The sequence below is a fragment of the Streptomyces sp. NPDC006463 genome (genome assembly GCF_042870715.1).
In the GTDB taxonomy this organism is placed as follows: domain Bacteria; phylum Actinomycetota; class Actinomycetes; order Streptomycetales; family Streptomycetaceae; genus Streptomyces.
On the sequence record NZ_JBIAHP010000015.1, the window covers coordinates 1 to 19,139 of the forward strand.

Below are 19,139 nucleotides of genomic sequence, written 5' to 3' on the forward strand. Positions count from 1 at the left end.
ATCCACCGAAGTGGACGGGGTATCAACTTCTGGCGTTGATTTTTGGCACGCTGTTGAGTTCTCAAGGAACGGACGCTTCCTTTGTACTCACCCTCGCGGGCTTTCCTCCGGGCTTTCGTTCTGTGTTCTTGCGTTTCCGACTCTATCAGACTCTTTCGTGTCCGACTTCCTCGGTGCTTTCCAGGTTCTGCGCTTTCGCGCTTTCCCTTTCCGGCGATTCCGACTCTATCAGATTCGTTTCCGCACCGTTTCCGGTTTGGATTGGAATTCCGATGGCCTTCGGAGGGCCTTTCCCTTTCGGGTGGATCGGACTTTATCAGGTCTCCCTGAGCCTCGATTCCCACCCTCCCCGGACTTCGTCCAAGGGGACCCCAGCATGACTGATCCGGACACACATGTGTGCCCGGGTGCCGTGCGAGGTGGAGCCGTAAACGTACTGGAGCGGGGCCCCCGGATGCAAATCCGGTTGCCCCGCTCCAGTGACGTCGCTACGGCGAGGGTCAGACCTCGACGACGACGGGGAGGATCATCGGGCGCCGGCGGTAGCTGTCCGACACCCACTTGCCCATCGTGCGGCGGATGAGCTGCTGGATCTGGTGCGGCTCGGCCACGCCGTCGGAGGCGGCGCGGGCGATGGCCTCCTCGATCTTCGCGACGACCGGGCCGAAGGCCGAGTCGTCGATGCCGGAGCCGCGGGCCTGGATGTTCGGGCCGCTGACGACCTTGCCCGTCGTGCTGTCCACCACGACGTAGACCGAGATGATGCCCTCGTCGCCGAGGATCCGGCGGTCCTTCAGGTGAACCTCGGTGACGTCGCCGACCGAGAGGCCGTCCACGTACACGTAGCCGGCCTGGACCTTGCCGGAGATCCGGGCCTTGCCGTCGATCAGGTCGACGACCACGCCGTCCTCGGCGATGACGATGCGGTCCTTCGGGACGCCCGTCAGGGCGCCGAGCTCGGCGTTGGCGCGCAGGTGGCGCCACTCGCCGTGGACCGGCATCAGGTTCCGCGGCTTGCAGATGTTGTAGAAGTACAGCAGTTCGCCGGCGGAGGCGTGGCCGGAAACGTGCACCTTGGCATTGCCCTTGTGCACGACGTTGGCACCCCAGCGGGTCAGGCCGTTGATCACGCGGTAGACCGCGTTCTCGTTGCCCGGGATCAGGGACGACGCCAGGATCACGGTGTCGCCGGGGACGATCCGGATCTGGTGGTCGCGGTTGGCCATGCGGGACAGCGCCGCCATCGGCTCGCCCTGGGAACCGGTGCAGACCAGCACGACCTCTTCGGGCGGCAGGTCGTCGAGGGTCTTGACGTCCACGACGAGACCGGCCGGGACCCGCAGGTAGCCCAGGTCTCGGGCGATGCCCATGTTGCGGACCATCGAGCGGCCGACGAAGGCGACCCTGCGGCCGTACTCGTGGGCGGCGTCGAGGATCTGCTGGATCCGGTGCACGTGGCTGGCGAAGCTGGCCACGATGATCCGGTTGTGGGCGTTCGCGAAGACCGTGCGCAGGACGTTGGAGATCTCGCGCTCGGGCGGGACGAAGCCCGGGACCTCGGCGTTCGTCGAGTCGGAGAGGAGGAGGTCGATGCCCTCTTCGCTCAGACGCGCGAAAGCGTGCAGGTCGGTGAGGCGCTTGTCCAGCGGGAGCTGGTCCATCTTGAAGTCGCCGGTGGCGACGACCAGGCCCGCGGGGGTCCGGATCGCGACGGCCAGGGCGTCGGGGATGGAGTGGTTGACGGCGATGAACTCGCAGTCGAAGGGACCGAGGTTCTCCCGCTCGCCTTCCTTCACCTCAAGGGTGTAGGGGCGGATGCGGTGCTCCTGGAGCTTCGCCTCGATGAGGGCCAGCGTCAGCTTGGAGCCGATCAGCGGGATGTCCGGCTTCTCCCGGAGGAGGTAGGGGACGGCGCCGATGTGGTCCTCGTGACCGTGCGTGAGCACGATGCCGTCGATGTCGTCGAGGCGGTCCCTGATGGACGTGAAGTCCGGCAGGATCAGGTCGATGCCCGGCTGCTCCTCCTCGGGGAAGAGGACGCCGCAGTCGACGATCAGCAGACGGCCGTCGAACTCGAAGACGGTCATGTTGCGGCCGATCTCGCCCAGGCCACCCAGAGGGGTGACCCGAAGACCGCCCTTGGGCAGCTTCGGCGGCGGACCGAGTTCAGGGTGCGGATGGCTCAAAAGTGTCTCCTCACCACACACGCCACGTACCTCGGAAGGCACGTGGCGTGTATGACATTCGTGCTCTTGCTGTTGTCTGTTTCGGTCGTGCTTGTTCAGTTGTGAAGTCTGTTGTCAGAGCTGTACCCCGCCGGCGGCGAGATCGAGCTTGAGCTGCGCCGTCTCTTCGGCGGTCAGTTCGATCAGCGGGAGCCGCAGCGGGCCCGCGGGCAGCCCCAGCAGGTTCAACGCGCCCTTGGTCGTCATCACGCCCTGGGTGCGGAACATGCCGGTGAAGACCGGGAGCAGCTTCTGGTGGATCTCGGTCGCCTTCTGGACGTCTCCGCCCAGGTGGGCCTCGAGCATCGCGCGCAGGTCGGGGGTGACCACGTGGGCGACCACGGAGACGAAGCCGGCCGCACCGACGGACAGGAGCGGCAGGTTCAGCATGTCGTCGCCGGAGTACCAGGCCAGGCCGCTCTGCGCGATGGCCCAGCTGGCGCGGCCGAGGTCACCCTTGGCGTCCTTGTTGGCAACGATACGGGGATGCTCCGCCAGCCGGACCAGAGTTTCGGTGTCGATCGGGACACCACTGCGGCCGGGGATGTCGTAGAGCATGACCGGGAGCCCGGTCGCGTCGGCGATCGCCGTGAAGTGCCGGTAGAGCCCTTCCTGCGGCGGCTTGCTGTAGTACGGGGTCACCGCGAGCAGGCCGTGGGCGCCGGTGCGCTCGGCCTGGCGGGCGAGCTCCAGGGTGTGGCGGGTGTCGTTGGTGCCGATGCCGGCGACCACGTGGGCGCGGTCTCCGACGGCTTCGAGGACGGCTCGTACGAGGTCGTTTTTCTCCGCGTCGGTGGTGGTCGGCGACTCGCCGGTGGTGCCGTTGATGATCAGGCCGTCGTTGCCTGCGTCCACCAGGTGGACGGCGAGCCGCTGCGCGCCGTCGAGGTCGAGTGCGCCATCCGCCGTAAACGGCGTGATCATGGCGGTGAGGACCCGCCCGAAGGGGGTCTGCGGAGTCGAGATCGGAGCCATGGGTAACACGCTACTCGCTGCCATGCTCACGTTGTCCCCTCGGGGGACGTCAACAGGGTGTACGGAGTGTTGGACGCCGGCACTGCCTGCTCGGGGGTTCAAGCAGTGCCGGGTCCGTTTGATCAGCCTAGATGAACTTTCCGAAACGTCGCAATACGGACACTTCGGACTTGACTGAGCACACCTGTGCGCCCCACGGGCAAGGGGCCTCAGGGGGCGATGCGGCCGTTGCCGTTGAAGGCGGCGTACGTGAGCGGCATGAGCTCCGCCCAGTGCTGCTCCATCTTCTCGCCGACCATCTCGATCTCCCGCTGCGGGAAGGACGGCACCGCCGCGAGCTCGTGCTGCGTGCGCAGACCCAGGAAGTGCATCAGCGAGCGCGCGTTGCAGGTGGCGTACATGGAGGAGAAAAGTCCGACCGGCAGGACCGAACGGGCAACCTCCCGGGCCACGCCCGCGGCGAGCATCTCCCGGTAGGCCTCGTAGGCCTGCATGTACGAGTCCTCCATGACGCGGCCGGTCAGCTCCTGCTGCGCCTCAGTGCCCTCGACGAAGACGTACTTGCCCGGGCGGCCCTCCTGGACGAGCTTGCGCTCGGCGTCCGGGACGTAGAAGACCGGCTCCAGCTCCCTGTAACGGCCGGATTCCTCGTTGTAGGACCAGCCGACGCGGTGGCGCATGAACTCGCGGAACACGAAGATCGGCGCGCTGATGAAGAAGGTCATCGAGTTGTGCTCGAAGGGGCTGCCGTGGCGGTCCCGCATGAGGTAGTTGATCAGGCCCTTGGAACGCTCCGGGTCCTTCTGCAGCTCCTCCAGGGACTGCTCGCCCGCCGTGGAGACCCGGGCGGCCCACAGCACGTCCGAGTCGGCGGCGGAGTGCTTCACCAGCTCCACCGTCACGTCACTGCGGAAGCTGGGTTTCAGATCTGAAGCGGCGGTCTCGCTCACCGGGGGTCCTTCCAAACGTGCGTCCTGGGGCGCGCCCACTCTACGTCGCCGCCCGTGTGCCGCAGCGCCATGAATTTTCGTTAATGTGCCCAAACCCGGCACCGATTGGACCTCTCGGACGTCCTACGTAAGAGAACGCACACCGATCGTGAGGAGAGTGGCTCCCATGTTCCGCCGACGGGAACCCGTCCCGTTCGCCTTCGTCGCCGAGGCCGACCGATTCCGCAGCAACGTCACTCCGCCGCCGCGCGAGCGTCTGAGCAGGACTCAGCTCGCCGCCCGTAGTCTGGTCGGTCTGACCGTGGTGGCGGGGCTGGCCGGCGCGCTGCTCTTCGGTATGCCCGCGCTGCAGCCGAGCAAGGCGCCGGCGAAGTCGCAGCAGTCGGAGGCCTCCGAGGGGCGGTAGCCTCACCGTCACAGCCCAACCGAACGTGCATGTGAGTGAGGTCCAGTCGTGCCCCTGCCCTTCCTGACGGCCGACGGTGTGTCCGAGGTGGATGACGACGGCGACGAGGCGCTCGCCCATGACGACCACGAGCGCTGGCGGCGCCCCTACCGGCCGGGTCCCTGGCGGGTGGCCATCGCCGCCGTGCTGCTCCTGCTGTCCGCCTTCATGCTGCTGGCCACGATGATCATCGCCTTCGCGGGTAGCTGGGGCGGGGCGTCGGTGTGCCTGGTCGCCGCGCTCGGTGTCGTGGGGTCCGCGCTGCAACTGCTGCGCGCCGGCGTCTGGGTGAGCCGTACGGGACTGCGCCGGGTCGGCTTCTTCGGGACCCGCTCGATCGCGTGGAGCGAGATCACCGAGCTGCGCACGGTGCAGCAGCCGGTGCGCTGGCTCGGTCTGCCGAGGACCGTACAGGGCCAGGCGCTGACGGTGGCCGCGCGCGACGGCGCGGAGCTGCCGGTGCTGCTGACCGACCACGACGCCGATTTCCTGTCGCGGGCCGAGGCCTTCGACCGGGCCGCCGACACGGTCGGGGCCTGGGCTGACGAGTACCGGCCCGTGCCCGCCTGATCCGCGCCGCGCGCACGGGGAGCCCGTACAGGTGTCAGACCCGGACCTGTACGGGCTTCTTGTCGTGCAGGGCGATCGCCCGCTGCATGGCCTTGCGCGCCCGCGGGGTGTCGCGGGCGTCGTGGTACGCGACGGCGAGCCGGAACCAGCTGCGCCAGTCCCCCGGCGCGTCCTCGGTCTCGGCCTTGCGGCGCGCGAAGACCTCGTCGGCCGAGTCCCGCAGGATCCGGCCGTACTCGTCCCGTTCCAGCTCGTCGACGGGCAGGCCGCCCTCGCCCTCCAGCTCGGTCGCGAGCTGGTTGGCCCTGGTGACGAACCGGGTGTTCTTCCAGAGGAACCAGATGCCGATGACCGGCAGGATCAGCACGGCCACACCGAAGGTGACGGTGAGCCAGGTGCCGTGCCGGATCAGCATCAGACCCCGGCTGCCGGCCAGGACGAAGTAGACGACCAGGACGGCGGCCGTGAGGAAGTACGTGATCTTCGCGCGCATGATGATCGGATCAGCCCAGGTCGAGGAAGTGTTCCAGACCGAAGGTGAGGCCCGGGGTCTGCGTCACGCGGCGCACGCCGAGCAGGATGCCCGGCATGAAGCTGCTGTGGTGCAGGGAGTCGTGACGGATGGTCAGGGTCTCGCCCTCGGCACCGAGGAGCACCTCCTGGTGGGCCAGCAGGCCACGCAGGCGGACGGCGTGCACCGGGACGCCGTCGACGTCCGCGCCGCGCGCGCCGTCGAGGGCGGTCGCGGTGGCGTCGGGCTGCGGGGCGCAGCCGGCCTCGGCGCGGGCGGCCGCGATGAGCTGTGCCGTACGGGTCGCGGTGCCCGAGGGGGCGTCGACCTTGTTGGGGTGGTGCAGCTCGACGACCTCGACGGACTCGAAGTAGCGGGCGGCCTGGGCGGCGAACTTCATGGTCAGGACGGCGCCGATGGAGAAGTTCGGTGCGATGAGCACACCGGTCTCCGGCGATCCGGCGAGCCAGGTGTTCAGCTGAGCGAGGCGGTCCTCGTTCCAGCCGGTGGTGCCGACCACTCCGTGGATGCCGTGACGGATGAGGAACTCCAGGTTCCCCATGACCGAGGCGGGGGTGGTCAGCTCTACGGCGACCTGGGCGCCGGCCTCGGCCAGCGTCTCCAGCTTGTCGCCGCGGCCGAGGGCCGCCACCAGCTCCATGTCGTCGGCGGCCTCGACCGCCTTCACGGCCTCGGAGCCGATGCGGCCCTGTGCGCCGAGGACTGCCACGCGCAGCTTGCTCATGTTCGTGTCCTTAAATCAGAACAGACTTACCTACGTACGGGACTGGGCGACGGCCTCGTCGAGGCGGGCGGCCTGCTTGTCCTTCAGCGAGCCGATCACCGCGAGCGAGGGCCGCTGGGCCAGTACATCCTGCGCGACCGAGCGGACGTCGTCCGGGGTCACGGAGGCGATCCGCGCCAGCATGTCGTCGACCGACATCTGGTCGCCCCAGCACAGCTCGCTCTTGCCGATCCGGTTCATGATCGCGCCGGTGTCCTCCAGGCCGAGGACCGTGGAGCCGGACAGCTGGCCGATGGCCCGCTTGATCTCTTCGTCGGTGAGCCCCTCGGACGCGACCTTGTCAAGCTCGTCGCGGCAGATCCGGAGCACGTCGTGGACCTGGTTGGGGCGGCAGCCCGCGTACACGCCGAAGAGGCCGGTGTCGGCGAAGGCCGAGGTGTACGAGTACACGCTGTAGGCGAGGCCGCGCTTCTCCCGGACCTCCTGGAAGAGCCGGGAGGACATGCCGCCGCCGAGGGCGGTGTTCAGTACGCCCAGCGCCCAGCGGCGCTCGTCGGTGCGGGCGAGGCCGGGCATGCCGAGGACCACGTGGGCCTGCTCGGTCTTGCGGTTGACCAGCTCGACGCGGCCGGAGGTGCGGATGCTCTTGGTGCCGGCGCGCGGGCCGATCGGCTCGGCGTCGGTGCGGGTCAGCGCGCCGGCCTGCTCGAAGGCGGCGCGGACCTGGCGCACGACCTTGTTGTGGTCGACGTTGCCGGCGGCCGCGACGACGAGGTGGGTCGGATCGTAGTGCTTCTTGTAGAAGCGGCGGATCCGGTCGGCGCCGAGTGCGTTGATCGTGTCGACGGTGCCCAGGACGGGACGGCCCAGCGGGGTGTCGCCGTACATGGTCTGCGCGAACAGGTCGTGGACCATGTCGCCCGGGTCGTCCTCGGTCATCGCGATCTCTTCGAGGATGACGCCGCGCTCGGCGTCGACGTCCTCCTCGCGGATCAGCGAGCCGGTGAGCATGTCGCAGACCACGTCGATGGCCAGCGGCAGGTCGGTGTCGAGCACCCGGGCGTAGTAGCAGGTGTACTCCTTCGCCGTGAAGGCGTTCATCTCGCCGCCGACCGCATCGATCGCGGAGGAGATGTCGAGGGCGCTGCGCTGGTGCGTGCCCTTGAAGAGGAGGTGCTCCAGGTAGTGCGTGGCCCCGTTCAGCGTGGGCGTCTCGTCACGGGAGCCGACGTGCGCCCAGATGCCGAAGGTGGCGGAGCGGACGGAGGGCAGCGTCTCGGTGACGATGCGCAGGCCGCCGGGCAGGACGGTGCGCCGGACGGTGCCGATGCCGTTCTGCCCCTTGAGGAGGGTTTGGGTACGGGCGACGGCCCGCCCCTCCGAAGAGGGGCGGGCCGTCACACGGGAACTACGCGACATCACTTGTCGGAGTCGTCCTTGTCAGCGTCATCGGAGGCAGCGTCGGCGGACTCGCCGTCGATCACGGGGATCAGGGAGAGCTTGCCGCGCTGGTCGATCTCGGCGATCTCCACCTGGACCTTGGTGCCGACCGCGAGCACGTCCTCGACGTTCTCCACGCGCTTGCCACCGGCGAGCTTGCGGATCTGCGAGATGTGCAGCAGGCCGTCCTTGCCCGGGAGCAGGGAGACGAAGGCACCGAAGGTGGTGGTCTTGACGACCGTACCCAGGTAGCGCTCGCCGACCTCCGGCATGGTCGGGTTGGCGATGCCGTTGATCGTGGCGCGGGCGGCCTCGGCGGCCGGGCCGTCGGCGGCACCGATGTAGATGGTGCCGTCGTCCTCGATCGTGATCTCGGCGCCGGTGTCCTCCTGGATCTGGTTGATCATCTTGCCCTTGGGCCCGATGACCTCACCGATCTTGTCCACCGGGATCTTGACGGTGATGATCCGCGGGGCGTTGGGGGACATCTCGTCCGGCGTGTCGATCGCTTCCATCATCACGTCGAGGATGTGGAGGCGGGCGTCGCGGGCCTGCTTGAGGGCCGCGGCCAGGACGGAGGCCGGGATGCCGTCCAGCTTGGTGTCCAGCTGGAGGGCGGTGACGAACTCCTTGGTACCGGCGACCTTGAAGTCCATGTCGCCGAAGGCGTCCTCCGCACCGAGGATGTCGGTGAGGGCGACGTAGTGCGTCTTGCCGTCGATCTCCTGGGAGATCAGACCCATGGCGATACCGGCGACGGGGGCCTTGAGGGGCACACCGGCGTTCAGCAGCGACATGGTGGAGGCGCAGACCGAGCCCATGGACGTCGAACCGTTGGAGCCGAGGGCCTCGGACACCTGACGGATCGCGTAGGGGAACTCCTCGCGGGTCGGGAGGACCGGCACGATCGCGCGCTCGGCGAGCGCGCCGTGGCCGATCTCGCGGCGCTTCGGCGAACCGACGCGGCCGGTCTCGCCGACGGAGTAAGGCGGGAAGTTGTAGTTGTGCATGTAGCGCTTGCGGGTCACCGGGGAGAGGGTGTCCAGCTGCTGCTCCATGCGGAGCATGTTGAGGGTGGTGACGCCCAGGATCTGGGTCTCGCCACGCTCGAACAGCGCCGAGCCGTGCACGCGCGGGATGGCCTCGACCTCGGCGGCGAGGGTACGGATGTCCGTGATCCCGCGGCCGTCGATGCGGACCTTGTCCTTGATGACGCGCTCGCGCACCAGGGCCTTGGTCAGGCTGCGGTAGGCGGCGGAGATCTCCTTCTCGCGGCCCTCGAAGGCCGGGAGGAGCTTCTCCGCGGCGATCTCCTTGACGCGGTCCAGCTCGGCCTCGCGGTCCTGCTTGCCCGCGATGGTCAGCGCCTGGGAGAGGTCACCCTTGACGGCGGCCGCGAGGGCCTCGTACACGTCGTCCTGGTAGTCCAGGAAGACCGGGAACTCGCCCTCGGGCTTGGCGGCCTTGGCGGCCAGGTCGGCCTGGGCCTTGCAGAGGACCTTGATGAACGGCTTCGCGGCGTCCAGACCCGCGGCGACGATCTCCTCGGTCGGCGCCTCAGCGCCGCCCTTGACGAGGGCGATGGTCTTCTCGGTGGCCTCGGCCTCGACCATCATGATCGCGACGTCGCCGTCCTCCAGGACGCGGCCAGCGACGACCATGTCGAAGACGGCGTCCTCGAGCTCGGTGTGCGTCGGGAAGGCCACCCACTGGCCGCGGATCAGCGCGACGCGGACGCCGCCGATCGGGCCGGAGAAGGGCAGGCCGGCGAGCTGGGTGGACGCGGACGCGGCGTTGATCGCGATGACGTCGTACAGGTGGTCCGGGTTGAGCGCCATGATCGTGGCGACGACCTGGATCTCGTTGCGCAGGCCCTTCTTGAAGGACGGGCGCAGCGGGCGGTCGATCAGGCGGCAGGTGAGGATCGCGTCCTCGGAGGGGCGGCCTTCGCGGCGGAAGAAGGAGCCGGGGATCTTGCCGGCCGCGTACTGCCGCTCCTCGACGTCCACCGTCAGGGGGAAGAAGTCGAGCTGGTCCTTGGGCTTCTTCGACGCGGTGGTGGCGGAAAGCACCATCGTGTCGTCGTCCAGGTAGGCAACGGCGGAGCCGGCGGCCTGGCGGGCCAGACGGCCCGTCTCGAAGCGGATGGTGCGGGTGCCGAAGGAACCGTTGTCAATGACGGCCTCGGCGTAGTGGGTCTCGTTCTCCACTAGCGTTTTCTCCATTTTCGTCGTCTCCGTCCGCCGCCCGTGTGGCGGTGGACGGTTGCGGAGAAGCGCTCCTTGCCTGGGGCCGGTCTTCGATCGAAGCACCCGGTCCGTTGCCCGTGGGGGCATTCCGGGTGCCACTACCGAGGACCGGCGGCGTAGGGAGGGCGCTCCTCCTCTTCTGTTGTGCACGTCTTCGCGCGTCCTCAGACGCGCACGTGCGTCGTTTCCAGACTACAAAGGGTCCGGTCCGTCCCGCACGTACAGCAAAGGGAGCGGCCCCCGGATGTGGGAACCGCTCCCTTCACGGCGCGTTACTTGGCGCCGGCCGCACCGCGGCGGATGCCGAGGCGCTCGACCAGCGTACGGAAGCGCTGGATGTCCTTCTTGGCCAGGTACTGCAGCAGGCGGCGACGCTGGCCGACCAGGATCAGCAGACCACGACGGGAGTGGTGGTCGTGCTTGTGCGTCTTGAGGTGCTCGGTCAGGTCCGAGATGCGGCGGGAGAGCATCGCGACCTGGACCTCGGGAGAGCCGGTGTCGCCCTCCTTGGCACCGAACTCGCTGATGATCTGCTTCTTCGTAGCGGCGTCGAGCGGCACGCGTACTCCTCGTATGGGTCTTCGTAGCCACCGAGTGCCCCAGGTCTGAGTCTCTGGGGAGCTTCCGTAACTCGGGAGGCGGGGTCCGCTGAGCGCAGTCCACAGACCCTTTGTCGAGGATCCGGGGGACGCGTACACAAACGGCCGTCACACAGCGTACCAGGCTGCCGGGACGCGGCGTCTCAGCTGGTGAGAGCGCGGGCCCGGGAGTAGACGTCCAGCACGGCCAGGGCCAGCGGGACCAGGCTGAGCAGGACCGCCGCCTCGGTGAGGTCGAGCAGCCTTCCCCAGAAGGGTGACAGGCCCTTGCGGGGAATGACAAGCGCAATTCCGGCGAGGAGGGCCGCGCCGGCCGCGACGGCGGCGGTCAGCCAGATCGTACGGAGGTCCAGGCCGCTGTGGTCGTGCTTCACCAGGAGGGCTTCGAGCAGGTCGGCCGGCGGGTGCAGGGCCAGGCCCAGGATCAGCAGCGCGACGGCGGCGAGGCCCGCGGCCAGGGCGCACACCACCTGGGAGGTGTAGCGGAAGAGGCGGGCGCGCAGCAGCATGGCGAGACCGGTGGTCAGGGCCAGCAGGCGGCCCCAGGTGTTGTCGGAGAAGCCGAGGACGGCGGCGGCGCCGACGGCGACCGCCGCGCAGCCGCCGACCAGGCCGAGCAGCATCTCGTGACCGCGCCGGGCCTGGGCCGCGATCTGCTCCGCGTCGAGCGTGGCGGCCTGGTCGTGCTGGTCGGCGGCGGACTGGTCACCGTACGGCTCGGTCTCGTAGCGGTCCGGGGTCTCGTAATCCTCGGTGGCGCTCTGCGGGGCGGCGTAGCCGATGGGCAGGCGGGCGAAGCGCGCGGAGAGTCCGGGCAGGAAGGCGACGAGGCCGATGGCCACGGGTGCGCAGACGGCGGCGGTGGCGGTGGCGGAGGCCTCGGTGGCGATGGCCGTGAAGGTCGCCAGGGTGCCGGTGGCGGCGACGAAGGTGGCCGCGACGAAGGGGGCGTCGCCACTGGGGGTGAGCGCGACCAGGGCGACGGAGGCGACGAGGACGCAGACGCAGCCGAGCAGGAACTGGAGGCGGCCGGGGCCCTGGCCGGCGGCGGGGGCGATGATCCCGGAGCCGGCGATCAGCAGCTGCGGGAGGGCGGCGAGGCCGAGCGCCACGGCGGAGCCGCGGTCGCGGTAGACCCGGGCGCGCACGCCGGCCACCGCGGTGAGCAGGACTCCGACGGCGCCCGCGAGGATGCCGGGCAGGCCGTGCATGTCGTGGCGCAGCGGGTCGGCGTACCAGAGGACGAAGCCCAGCATGACGAGGAGCACCGCGGCGCCGGCCAGGCCCGCGCCGCGCAGCATGTCGTCGCTCCAGCGGTGCCGGTCGCGGACGACGGCGGAGGCGACGGCGTCGGAGACGTCGTCGAAGACGGCGGGCGGCAGGGACTCGGCGAAGGGGCGCAGGCTGAGCACCTCGCCGTCGAGGACCTGCTGGGCGGCGAGGGTGCGGGCGCCGTCGAGGACGGCGCCGGAGCGGCGTACGAGGTGGAAGCCCGTGGGGGCGCCGACGGGCTGGGTCTGGCCGGTGAGGCGCAGCAGCTCGGGATAGACGTCGGCGACGGCGATGTCCTCGGGGAGGGCGACGTCGATCCGGCTGTCCGGGGCCACGACGGTGACCCTGCAGAAGCCCGTCGTTGCGGCCGTACTCACCTGTGTGACCCCCCTTGTTGACGTCCGCGGCGGCGGACGATTCGCGGATGCGCATACTGCGCGCGTCACCCTACCGGGCTTGTGCCGGACAGTCGGCAAGTAGGATCACCGACGCGTGGAGGAGACCCCCTCCACGCCCGGGACTTGGGGGCGCCGGTTACGACGTCCCGTCCGTTTTCGAGGGATTGATGCTCCGGTGAGCCAGATCGTCGTCAAACGCCCGCCGCGGTCCCTGCCGCCCGAAGTGCCTTCGGACGAGGTGCGGCTGGAGGCGCCTCCTGAGCTTCCCCGGGGACAGCAGGAGGGCATGCTGATGCAGCTCCTGCCGATGCTCGGCATGGGTTCGTCCGCCGTCTTCTTCTTCATGCCGGGTGCGGCGCCGTTCATGCGCATCATGGGCGTGCTGATGCTGGTGTCGACGGTGTCGATGGTCGTCGCGCAGTTGGTGCGCCACCGGCGGGGTACGCAGGGGCAAATGGCCGATGTGCGCCGGGACTACCTCAAATACCTTGCGCAGACGCGTCGTCAGGTACGCCGGACCGCGCGGGCGCAGCGCGACGCGCAGCTGTACCTGCACCCGGCCCCTGAGCAGTTGTGGTCGGTGGTGGCCGAGGGTTCGCGGCTGTGGGAACGGCGGGTCGGCGACCCGGACTTCGGGCAGGCCCGGCTGGGGCTGGGCTCGCAGCGGCTGCAAACTCCGCTGGTGGCGCCGGACACGGCCCCGGTGGACGAGCTGGAGCCGCTGACGGCGGGCGCGATGCAGCGCTTCCTCAAGGTGCACTCCTCGCTGGACGGACTGCCGATGGCGGTGTCGATCCGGGCCTTCTACCACGTGACGGTGTCCGGTGAGCCGGAGTCGGCGCGCGCTGCGGCGCGGGCGCTGGTGGCGCAGCTGGCGACGCTGCACTCCCCCGAGGACCTGACGGTGGCCGTGGTGGCCTCGCCGGGTGCGGTGCCCTCGTGGGACTGGACGAAGTGGCTGCCGCACACGCAGGTGCCGGGCCAGGTGGACGGGGCCGGTACGAAGCGGCTGTTCGGCGACGACCTCGGTGAGCTGGAGGGGCTGCTGGCGCCCCGGCTGGAGGGGCGGCCGCGGTTCAGCCGCGAGGTGTCCCCGGTGCTGGACCAGCCGCACCTGGTGGTCGTGCTCGACGCCAACTCACCCCGCGGTGCTCTGGTGCCGCCGGACTCGGTGTTCGCGGCGGCCGAGGGGCTGCAGGGCGTCACGATCGTCGAGGTCGTCGCGGGCGAGCTGGACGAGCCGCGCGGTGGGCTCTCGGTCGTGGTGCGGCCGGGCCGGCTGCGCCTGGAGTCGGGCGCGGGGGTCGCGTACGAGGGCACCCCGGACGCGTTGTCGCTGCCCGCGGCGGAGGCGTTGGCCCGCCAGCTGGCCCCGCTGCGCACGGGCGGCGGGGACGACGACGAGCCGCTGCTGGCGAACCTGGACTTCACGGACCTGCTGAACCTGGGCGACGCGGCTGCGGTGGACGTGGCGCGTACCTGGCGGCCGCGGTCGGCCGGTGAGCGGCTGCGCGTGCCGATCGGTGTCGGCGAGGACGGCGCCCCGGTCATGCTGGACCTCAAGGAGGCCGCGCAGGAGGGCATGGGGCCGCACGGCCTGTGCGTGGGCGCGACCGGTTCCGGCAAGTCCGAGCTGCTGCGCACCCTCGTGCTGGGTCTGGCGGTCACGCACACCTCGGAGACGCTGAACTTCGTGCTCGCCGACTTCAAGGGCGGTGCGACCTTCACCGGCATGGGGCAGATGCCGCACGTGGCTGCCGTCATCACCAACCTGGCGGACGACCTCACCCTCGTGGACCGCATGGGCGACTCGATCCGCGGCGAACTGCAGCGCCGCCAGGAGCTGCTGCGCTCGGCGGGCAACTACGCGAACATCCACGACTACGAGAAGGCGCGCGCGGCCGGCGCCCCGCTGGAGCCGCTGGCCTCGCTGGTGCTGGTCATCGACGAGTTCAGCGAGCTGCTGACGGCGAAGCCCGACTTCATCGACATGTTCATCCAGATCGGCCGCATCGGCCGCTCGCTGGGTGTGCACCTGCTGCTGGCCTCGCAGCGGCTGGAGGAGGGCAAGCTGCGCGGGCTGGACACGTACCTCTCGTACCGGATCGGTCTGCGGACCTTCTCGGCGGCGGAGTCACGGACGGCGATCGGTGTGCCGGACGCCTACCACCTGCCGTCGGTACCCGGTTCGGGCTATCTGAAGTTCGGTACGGACGAGATGACGCGGTTCAAGGCCGCGTACGTCTCGGGCACCTACCGCTCGGGCGGGCCGGACGTGTCGGTGGGCCTGTTCCCGGTGGAGCGGCGGCCCGCGCTGTTCACGGCGGCTCCGGTGCCGGTGGTGTACGCGGCTCCGGACCCGGCGTACCTGGCGGCGCAGTCGGTGCGGGAGGACGACGCGCTCGCCGACACGGTGCTGGACGTGATCGTGAGCCGGCTGGAGGGCCAGGGGGTGCCGGCGCACCAGGTGTGGCTGCCGCCGCTCGACCAGGCGCCGCCGCTGGACCAGTTGCTTCCGGCGCTGGCGCCGAGCGCGGAGCGCGGGCTGCACGCCGAGGGGTACACGCGGCCCGGCGGGCTCGTCGTACCGCTCGGCCTCATCGACAAGCCGTTCGAGCAGCGGCGCGAGGTGCTGTACCGGGACTTCTCGGGTGCGGCGGGCCACATGATGGTGGTCGGCGGTCCGCAGTCGGGCAAGTCGACGCTGATGCGGACGCTGATCTCGTCCTTCGCGCTCACGCACACCCCGCGCGAGGTCCAGTTCTACGGGCTGGACTTCGGTGGTGGCAGCCTGTCGGCGGTCGCCGAGCTGCCGCACGTGGGCGGGATCGCCTCCCGCCTGGATCCGGAGCGGGTGCGTCGCACCGTCGCGGAGGTGGGGGGCATCCTCAACCGCCGTGAGGAGTTCTTCCGCGCGAACAACATCGACTCGATCGGCACCTACCGGCGCCGGCGGGCGGCGGGCGAGCTGCCCGGTGAGCCGTGGGGCGACGTGTTCCTGCTGATCGACGGCTGGGGCGGCTTCCGCGGCGAGTACGACGGCCTGGAGCAGATCGTCACGGACATCGCGGCCCGCGGTCTGGGCTACGGCATCCACGTGGTGATCACCGCGGCGCGGTACATGGAGGTCCGCGCGGCGCTCAAGGACCAGATGCTCAGCCGGCTGGAGCTGCGGCTCGGCGACGTCATGGACTCCGAGTTCGACCGGAAGGTCGCGGCGAACGTCCCCACCGGGATGCCGGGCCGCGGCCAGGTGCCGGAGAAGCTGCACTTCCTGAGCGCGCTCCCGCGGATCGACGGCTCCCACGACGCCGCGAACCTGTCCGAGGCCACGGCCGCGTTCGTGGAGGCCGTGAAGCAGAACTGGCAGGGACAGGCGGCCCCCGGGGTACGGCTGCTGCCGCGGCTGCTCCACGCCGACCAGCTGCCCAAGGGCGGAGAGTTCCCGGGCCGCGGGATCGCGATCGGCATCGACGAGACCGACCTGGAGCCGGTGTTCGTCGACTTCGAGTCCGACCCGTTCCTCCTCGTCTTCGGCGAGAGCGAGTCGGGCAAGACCAACCTGCTGCGACTCATCGCCCAGCAGATCGCCCAGCGCTACACGCCGGACCAGGCGCGCCTCGTGGTGGGTGACTACCGGCGCAGTCTGCTCGGGGCGCTGCCGGAGGAGCACCTGCTGGAGTACGCGCCGATGGCGAGCTCGCTGCAGATGCACATGGAGGCGCTGGGCGGGGTGTTCTCGCGCCGGCAGCCGCCGCCCGACGTCACTCCGCAGCAGCTGCGCGACCGCAGCTGGTGGACGGGCCCGGACGTGTTCATCGTCATCGACGACTTCGACCTGGTGGCCACGAGCCAGGGCAATCCGCTGGCTCCGCTGGTGGACTTCCTGCCCTTCGCCCGGGACACGGGCGTGCGGTTCATCATCGCGCGGAACTCGGCGGGTGCCTCGCGTTCGCTGTACGAGCCGTTCATGCAGCGGATCAAGGAGCTGGGCGCGCAGGGCGTCGTCCTGTCGGGTGACCCGTCCGAGGGAGACCTCGTCGGCAACGTGCGGCCGCGTCCGATGCCGCCGGGCCGGGCCTACTTCGCCTCGCGCAGGCGGGGCACCTCGCTGGTGCAGCTGGGGCGCATGCCCGGGATGTGAGGAAACCGGTTCCCCTCGGCGGCGCAGCACCGATAATCGGCGGTGAAGACCGCGCCACCGAGGGGAAAGGCCGCACATGGGCACCCAGCAGGAGAAGGACGAGCTGTACGCGCTCGACATCAGCGGCGTGGAGTGGGAGGGCCCGCCCGGGACCAGCCCCGACGAGGAGCGGGTCGAGATCGCGCGGCTGCCCGAGGGAGCGGTGGCCATGCGGTCCTCGCTGGACCGGGACACCGTGCTGCGGTACACCGCAGCCGAGTGGGAGGCCTTCGTACTCGGGGCCCGCGACGGCGAGTTCGACCTGGACCGGCACCGCCCTGAGGAGCCGGAGGCGCCGGAGGGGCCCGAGGCCTGATCGGCCGGACGCCTGACGGACCAGACGCCGAAGGGGCGCGCCCGGTGCGGGCGCGCCCCTTCGGCGCGTACGGACTGAGTGTTTACCGGGCTCAGTAGGCCTCGGTGAACAGGCGCGAGGCCTTCACGTCGGTGGCGCGGTAGTCGCCCTTGCCGCGCTCGATGAGCTGGGCGACCTGCTCCAGCTGCTTCTGCATGTGGTCGGCCTTGCCCTTGTACTTGGCCTGGAGCTGGACGTACTGGCCGTGCGCCTCACCGTCCCAGGTGTCGGTGACGACCTTGAGGGCCTGCTCCATCTCGTTCAGGTCGGTGATGATGTTCTTGGAGACGACCCGGATACGGTCCGCCATCTCCTGAACGGTTTCATACCGGACCCGGGTGTGCCCGTCGTTACCCGCCATGTTCTTCTCCTTCTCGCTGCGGCAAACTGAAAAACGGCTGCTGTCAGATGCCGTTGAGGCCGGAACTGTTGGAGCCGCCGCCGGAACCGGCCGGCTGGACGGCCCTGAACGCGGCGCGCACGTCGTCGTCCTGGGCGTTGCTCAGGTTCTTGGTCTGCGCCACGGCGTTGTGCAGGACGCCGAGCAGCCTGCGGATCTCGTCGTGGTCGTCATTGACCATGCTCTGCGCGGACATGAACCCCGAGGCACCCACACCGGTCCAGCCGGCGCTCACGGTGGCGAGGATGTCGGCCAGCTCGCGGGCCTGCCTGGTGACGGCATTGGCCGTCTCCTCGATCTTGCTCTTCGCCTGGACGACCGGATCGTCTGCAAGTCCGAACGTGTTCGTGCTCATCCGAAGCTCCTCACTTCTCAATTCGCCGGCAGAACCGGCGGATTGCGTGGCGGAGCGGACGGTGCCCGGCGCGGTCGTGAGCCACGCGCCCTGGGCGTCCCCCTCCGCTTCACGCGATCCCCCGATCACACTCGTGAAGCCTGCTGTCACTCTAGCCAGTTCATCCGCAGGGCCCAACACCGGTGGGTCGCGACCGTTGATGAACTGTGACCGTTCACTGCAAACGACGTCGGCGCCCGCGTGCGTCCCGTACGACGGTCGCGGTTCCCGCGATGACGGCGATCAGGACGGCGCCGATGCCCAGAGCGTACGTGCCGTACCGCTCCTGCCGCTCCTGTGCCGTCTCGGTGAGCTGGAGCGCGGCGGCTTGCGGGGCGGCCGCGGGGGGCGGGCCTGGATCGGGGACGGGGGCCTTGGGTGCCTCGCGGTCCTGGCTGAGCGCGCGCACCGGGTCGACGACGCCCCAACCGACGTAGTCGTCACGGCCCTTGACCGAGCGTTCCGCGGTGTTCTGGATCTGCCAGACGATCTGCTCGACGGTCCAGTCCCCGTGCTTGGCTCGCAGCAGGGCCGCCACCCCGGCGACGTACGGGGCGGAGAAGCTGGTGCCGTTGTCGATGCACTGGCCGAATCCGGGCACGGTGGAGACCATGTCGACGCCGGGCGCCGCAACTCCGATGAAGTCGCCGGGCTGGGAGAACGCGGCCCGCTCGTTGTTGCGGTCCGAGGAGGCCACCGCGAGCACGCCGGGGAAGGCCGCCGGGTACGTCTTGCGCTTCTCGCCGGTCATGCCGTCGTTGCCCGCCGAGGCCACCACCACGACCTTGGCGTCGATGGCCTTCTGGACCGACTTGCCGAGGTCGGAGTCCGGGGTCATCGGCACGTCGGTGTCCTGGGAGATGTTGATCACCTGGGCGCCCTTGGCCACCGCGTGGTCGATCGCCTGGCTCAGGGAGAGGGCGTTGCCCTTGCCCTGGCCGTCGTTCTGCCGGATGGGGATGATCGTGGCGTCCGGGGCCAGGCCGACGAAGCCGGTGCCCTCCTGGGGGCGGGCGGCGATGAGCCCGGCGACCTTGGTGCCGTGGCCGACGGTGTCGTTCGTGCCGTCGCCGCCCTTGGGGTCGATGAAGTCCTTGCCGGCGCCGGTGTCGAGGGCTCCGCTGAGCTGCGGGTTCACCCGGTCCACCCCGGTGTCGATGACCGCGACGCGGATGCTGTTGCCGTTCTTGTCCTTGCCCTTGGTGTGCGTCCAGAGCTCGTCGAGGAGGAGCCGCTGGAGGGCCCAGGGGCGGTCCGCGATCTGCTTCTTCATGGGGAAGGTGCACTCGCCGGCGCCGTCGAGGCTCAGGGCGTACGGGGGCTGCGGCGCGGCAGCGGTGGCGGCGGTTGCGGGCGTGGCCGCGGCGACCGTCACGAGGGTCAGGGCGGCGCGGACCGCGCGCCGCCGCATCGGGAGCTGGGTCATCG

Annotated in this window: 16 protein-coding genes; 4 read left to right on the forward strand and 12 right to left on the reverse strand. The window is 69.9% G+C overall.

Features of this window, described 5'->3' with window-relative positions; translation table 11 throughout:
- Nucleotides 1-500: 500 nt before the first annotated feature.
- From ACFYOB_RS25835 to thyX, 3 genes are all read right to left on the reverse strand, one after another.
- Nucleotides 501-2,186 carry a ribonuclease J gene (locus ACFYOB_RS25835; protein ID WP_388563254.1) on the reverse strand — a complete coding sequence of 562 codons (1,686 nt, stop codon included), beginning with the start codon at nucleotides 2,184-2,186 and terminating at the stop codon, nucleotides 501-503.
- Nucleotides 2,187-2,300: 114 nt separating this feature from the next.
- Complete coding sequence (gene dapA, locus ACFYOB_RS25840; RefSeq protein WP_388563256.1) at nucleotides 2,301-3,200, reverse strand: 4-hydroxy-tetrahydrodipicolinate synthase; 900 nt, start codon at nucleotides 3,198-3,200, stop codon at nucleotides 2,301-2,303.
- A 209-nt stretch (nucleotides 3,201-3,409) separates the two neighbouring features.
- Nucleotides 3,410-4,150: an FAD-dependent thymidylate synthase gene (gene thyX / locus ACFYOB_RS25845; protein WP_388563258.1), complete on the reverse strand. Its 741-nt coding sequence runs from the start codon at nucleotides 4,148-4,150 to the stop codon at nucleotides 3,410-3,412.
- Nucleotides 4,151-4,316: 166 nt separating this feature from the next.
- Here thyX and ACFYOB_RS25850 point away from each other — a divergent pair, with 166 nt between their 5' ends.
- Both ACFYOB_RS25850 and ACFYOB_RS25855 read left to right on the forward strand, forming a co-directional pair.
- Nucleotides 4,317-4,556 (forward strand): hypothetical protein, encoded by a 240-nt coding sequence (locus tag ACFYOB_RS25850; protein WP_388563260.1) that lies wholly within the window; start codon nucleotides 4,317-4,319, stop codon nucleotides 4,554-4,556.
- A gap of 48 nt (nucleotides 4,557-4,604) precedes the next feature.
- The gene (locus ACFYOB_RS25855; RefSeq protein ID WP_388563262.1) at nucleotides 4,605-5,165 is read left to right on the forward strand and encodes a PH domain-containing protein; all 561 of its coding nucleotides are present in this window, start codon (nucleotides 4,605-4,607) and stop codon (nucleotides 5,163-5,165) included.
- A gap of 34 nt (nucleotides 5,166-5,199) precedes the next feature.
- On the opposite strand, the gene ACFYOB_RS25860 is transcribed toward ACFYOB_RS25855, so the two are convergent.
- The 6 genes from ACFYOB_RS25860 to eccD form a co-directional block, all read right to left on the reverse strand.
- On the reverse strand, nucleotides 5,200-5,658 hold the full coding sequence (locus ACFYOB_RS25860) for a hypothetical protein (protein WP_388563264.1): 459 nt from the start codon (nucleotides 5,656-5,658) through the stop codon (nucleotides 5,200-5,202).
- Nucleotides 5,659-5,668: 10 nt separating this feature from the next.
- Complete coding sequence (gene dapB, locus ACFYOB_RS25865; RefSeq protein ID WP_388563266.1) at nucleotides 5,669-6,421, reverse strand: 4-hydroxy-tetrahydrodipicolinate reductase; 753 nt, start codon at nucleotides 6,419-6,421, stop codon at nucleotides 5,669-5,671.
- A 30-nt stretch (nucleotides 6,422-6,451) separates the two neighbouring features.
- A complete protein-coding gene (locus ACFYOB_RS25870; protein WP_388563268.1) occupies nucleotides 6,452-7,843 on the reverse strand; it encodes a M16 family metallopeptidase in 1,392 nt (463 codons plus the stop codon).
- The gene (locus tag ACFYOB_RS25875; RefSeq protein ID WP_388563525.1) at nucleotides 7,840-10,071 is read right to left on the reverse strand and encodes a polyribonucleotide nucleotidyltransferase; all 2,232 of its coding nucleotides are present in this window, start codon (nucleotides 10,069-10,071) and stop codon (nucleotides 7,840-7,842) included. The genes ACFYOB_RS25870 and ACFYOB_RS25875 overlap by 4 nt, the downstream gene beginning before the upstream one ends.
- Nucleotides 10,072-10,382: 311 nt before the next feature.
- Nucleotides 10,383-10,670, reverse strand: coding sequence for a 30S ribosomal protein S15 (gene rpsO, locus ACFYOB_RS25880; protein WP_031143997.1), 288 nt, complete (start codon nucleotides 10,668-10,670; stop codon nucleotides 10,383-10,385).
- Nucleotides 10,671-10,852: 182 nt separating this feature from the next.
- Nucleotides 10,853-12,358, reverse strand: a complete 1,506-nt coding sequence (eccD, locus tag ACFYOB_RS25885) for a type VII secretion integral membrane protein EccD (RefSeq protein ID WP_388563271.1) — start codon at nucleotides 12,356-12,358, stop codon at nucleotides 10,853-10,855.
- Nucleotides 12,359-12,554: 196 nt separating this feature from the next.
- Between eccD and eccCa the strand changes: the two genes are divergently transcribed.
- The gene (gene eccCa / locus ACFYOB_RS25890; RefSeq protein WP_388563273.1) at nucleotides 12,555-16,523 is read left to right on the forward strand and encodes a type VII secretion protein EccCa; all 3,969 of its coding nucleotides are present in this window, start codon (nucleotides 12,555-12,557) and stop codon (nucleotides 16,521-16,523) included.
- A 76-nt stretch (nucleotides 16,524-16,599) separates the two neighbouring features.
- Nucleotides 16,600-16,878, forward strand: coding sequence for a DUF397 domain-containing protein (locus ACFYOB_RS25895; protein ID WP_388563275.1), 279 nt, complete (start codon nucleotides 16,600-16,602; stop codon nucleotides 16,876-16,878).
- 91 nt (nucleotides 16,879-16,969) lie between these two features.
- Here ACFYOB_RS25895 and ACFYOB_RS25900 read toward each other — a convergent pair whose 3' ends face one another.
- The 3 genes from ACFYOB_RS25900 to mycP form a co-directional block, all read right to left on the reverse strand.
- A complete protein-coding gene (locus tag ACFYOB_RS25900) occupies nucleotides 16,970-17,278 on the reverse strand; it encodes a WXG100 family type VII secretion target (RefSeq protein WP_388563277.1) in 309 nt (102 codons plus the stop codon).
- A gap of 43 nt (nucleotides 17,279-17,321) precedes the next feature.
- Complete coding sequence (locus ACFYOB_RS25905) at nucleotides 17,322-17,672, reverse strand: hypothetical protein (protein ID WP_328927953.1); 351 nt, start codon at nucleotides 17,670-17,672, stop codon at nucleotides 17,322-17,324.
- 214 nt (nucleotides 17,673-17,886) lie between these two features.
- A complete protein-coding gene (mycP, locus tag ACFYOB_RS25910) occupies nucleotides 17,887-19,137 on the reverse strand; it encodes a type VII secretion-associated serine protease mycosin (protein WP_388563279.1) in 1,251 nt (416 codons plus the stop codon).
- Between the last annotated feature and the right edge of the window lie 2 nt (nucleotides 19,138-19,139).

What these genes read in the sequence shown, in the direction of transcription:
- dapA (WP_388563256.1), bottom strand. Translation starts at nt 3,200, where the DNA reads ATGGCTCCGATCTCGACTCCGCAGACCCCCTTCGGGCGGGTCCTCACC.
- ACFYOB_RS25850 (WP_388563260.1), top strand. Translation starts at nt 4,317, where the DNA reads ATGTTCCGCCGACGGGAACCCGTCCCGTTCGCCTTCGTCGCCGAGGCC.
- ACFYOB_RS25860 (WP_388563264.1), bottom strand. Translation starts at nt 5,658, where the DNA reads ATGCGCGCGAAGATCACGTACTTCCTCACGGCCGCCGTCCTGGTCGTC.
- dapB (WP_388563266.1), bottom strand. Translation starts at nt 6,421, where the DNA reads ATGAGCAAGCTGCGCGTGGCAGTCCTCGGCGCACAGGGCCGCATCGGC.
- ACFYOB_RS25895 (WP_388563275.1), top strand. Translation starts at nt 16,600, where the DNA reads ATGGGCACCCAGCAGGAGAAGGACGAGCTGTACGCGCTCGACATCAGC.
- ACFYOB_RS25900 (WP_388563277.1), bottom strand. Translation starts at nt 17,278, where the DNA reads ATGGCGGGTAACGACGGGCACACCCGGGTCCGGTATGAAACCGTTCAG.
- ACFYOB_RS25905 (WP_328927953.1), bottom strand. Translation starts at nt 17,672, where the DNA reads ATGAGCACGAACACGTTCGGACTTGCAGACGATCCGGTCGTCCAGGCG.
- mycP (WP_388563279.1), bottom strand. Translation starts at nt 19,137, where the DNA reads ATGACCCAGCTCCCGATGCGGCGGCGCGCGGTCCGCGCCGCCCTGACC.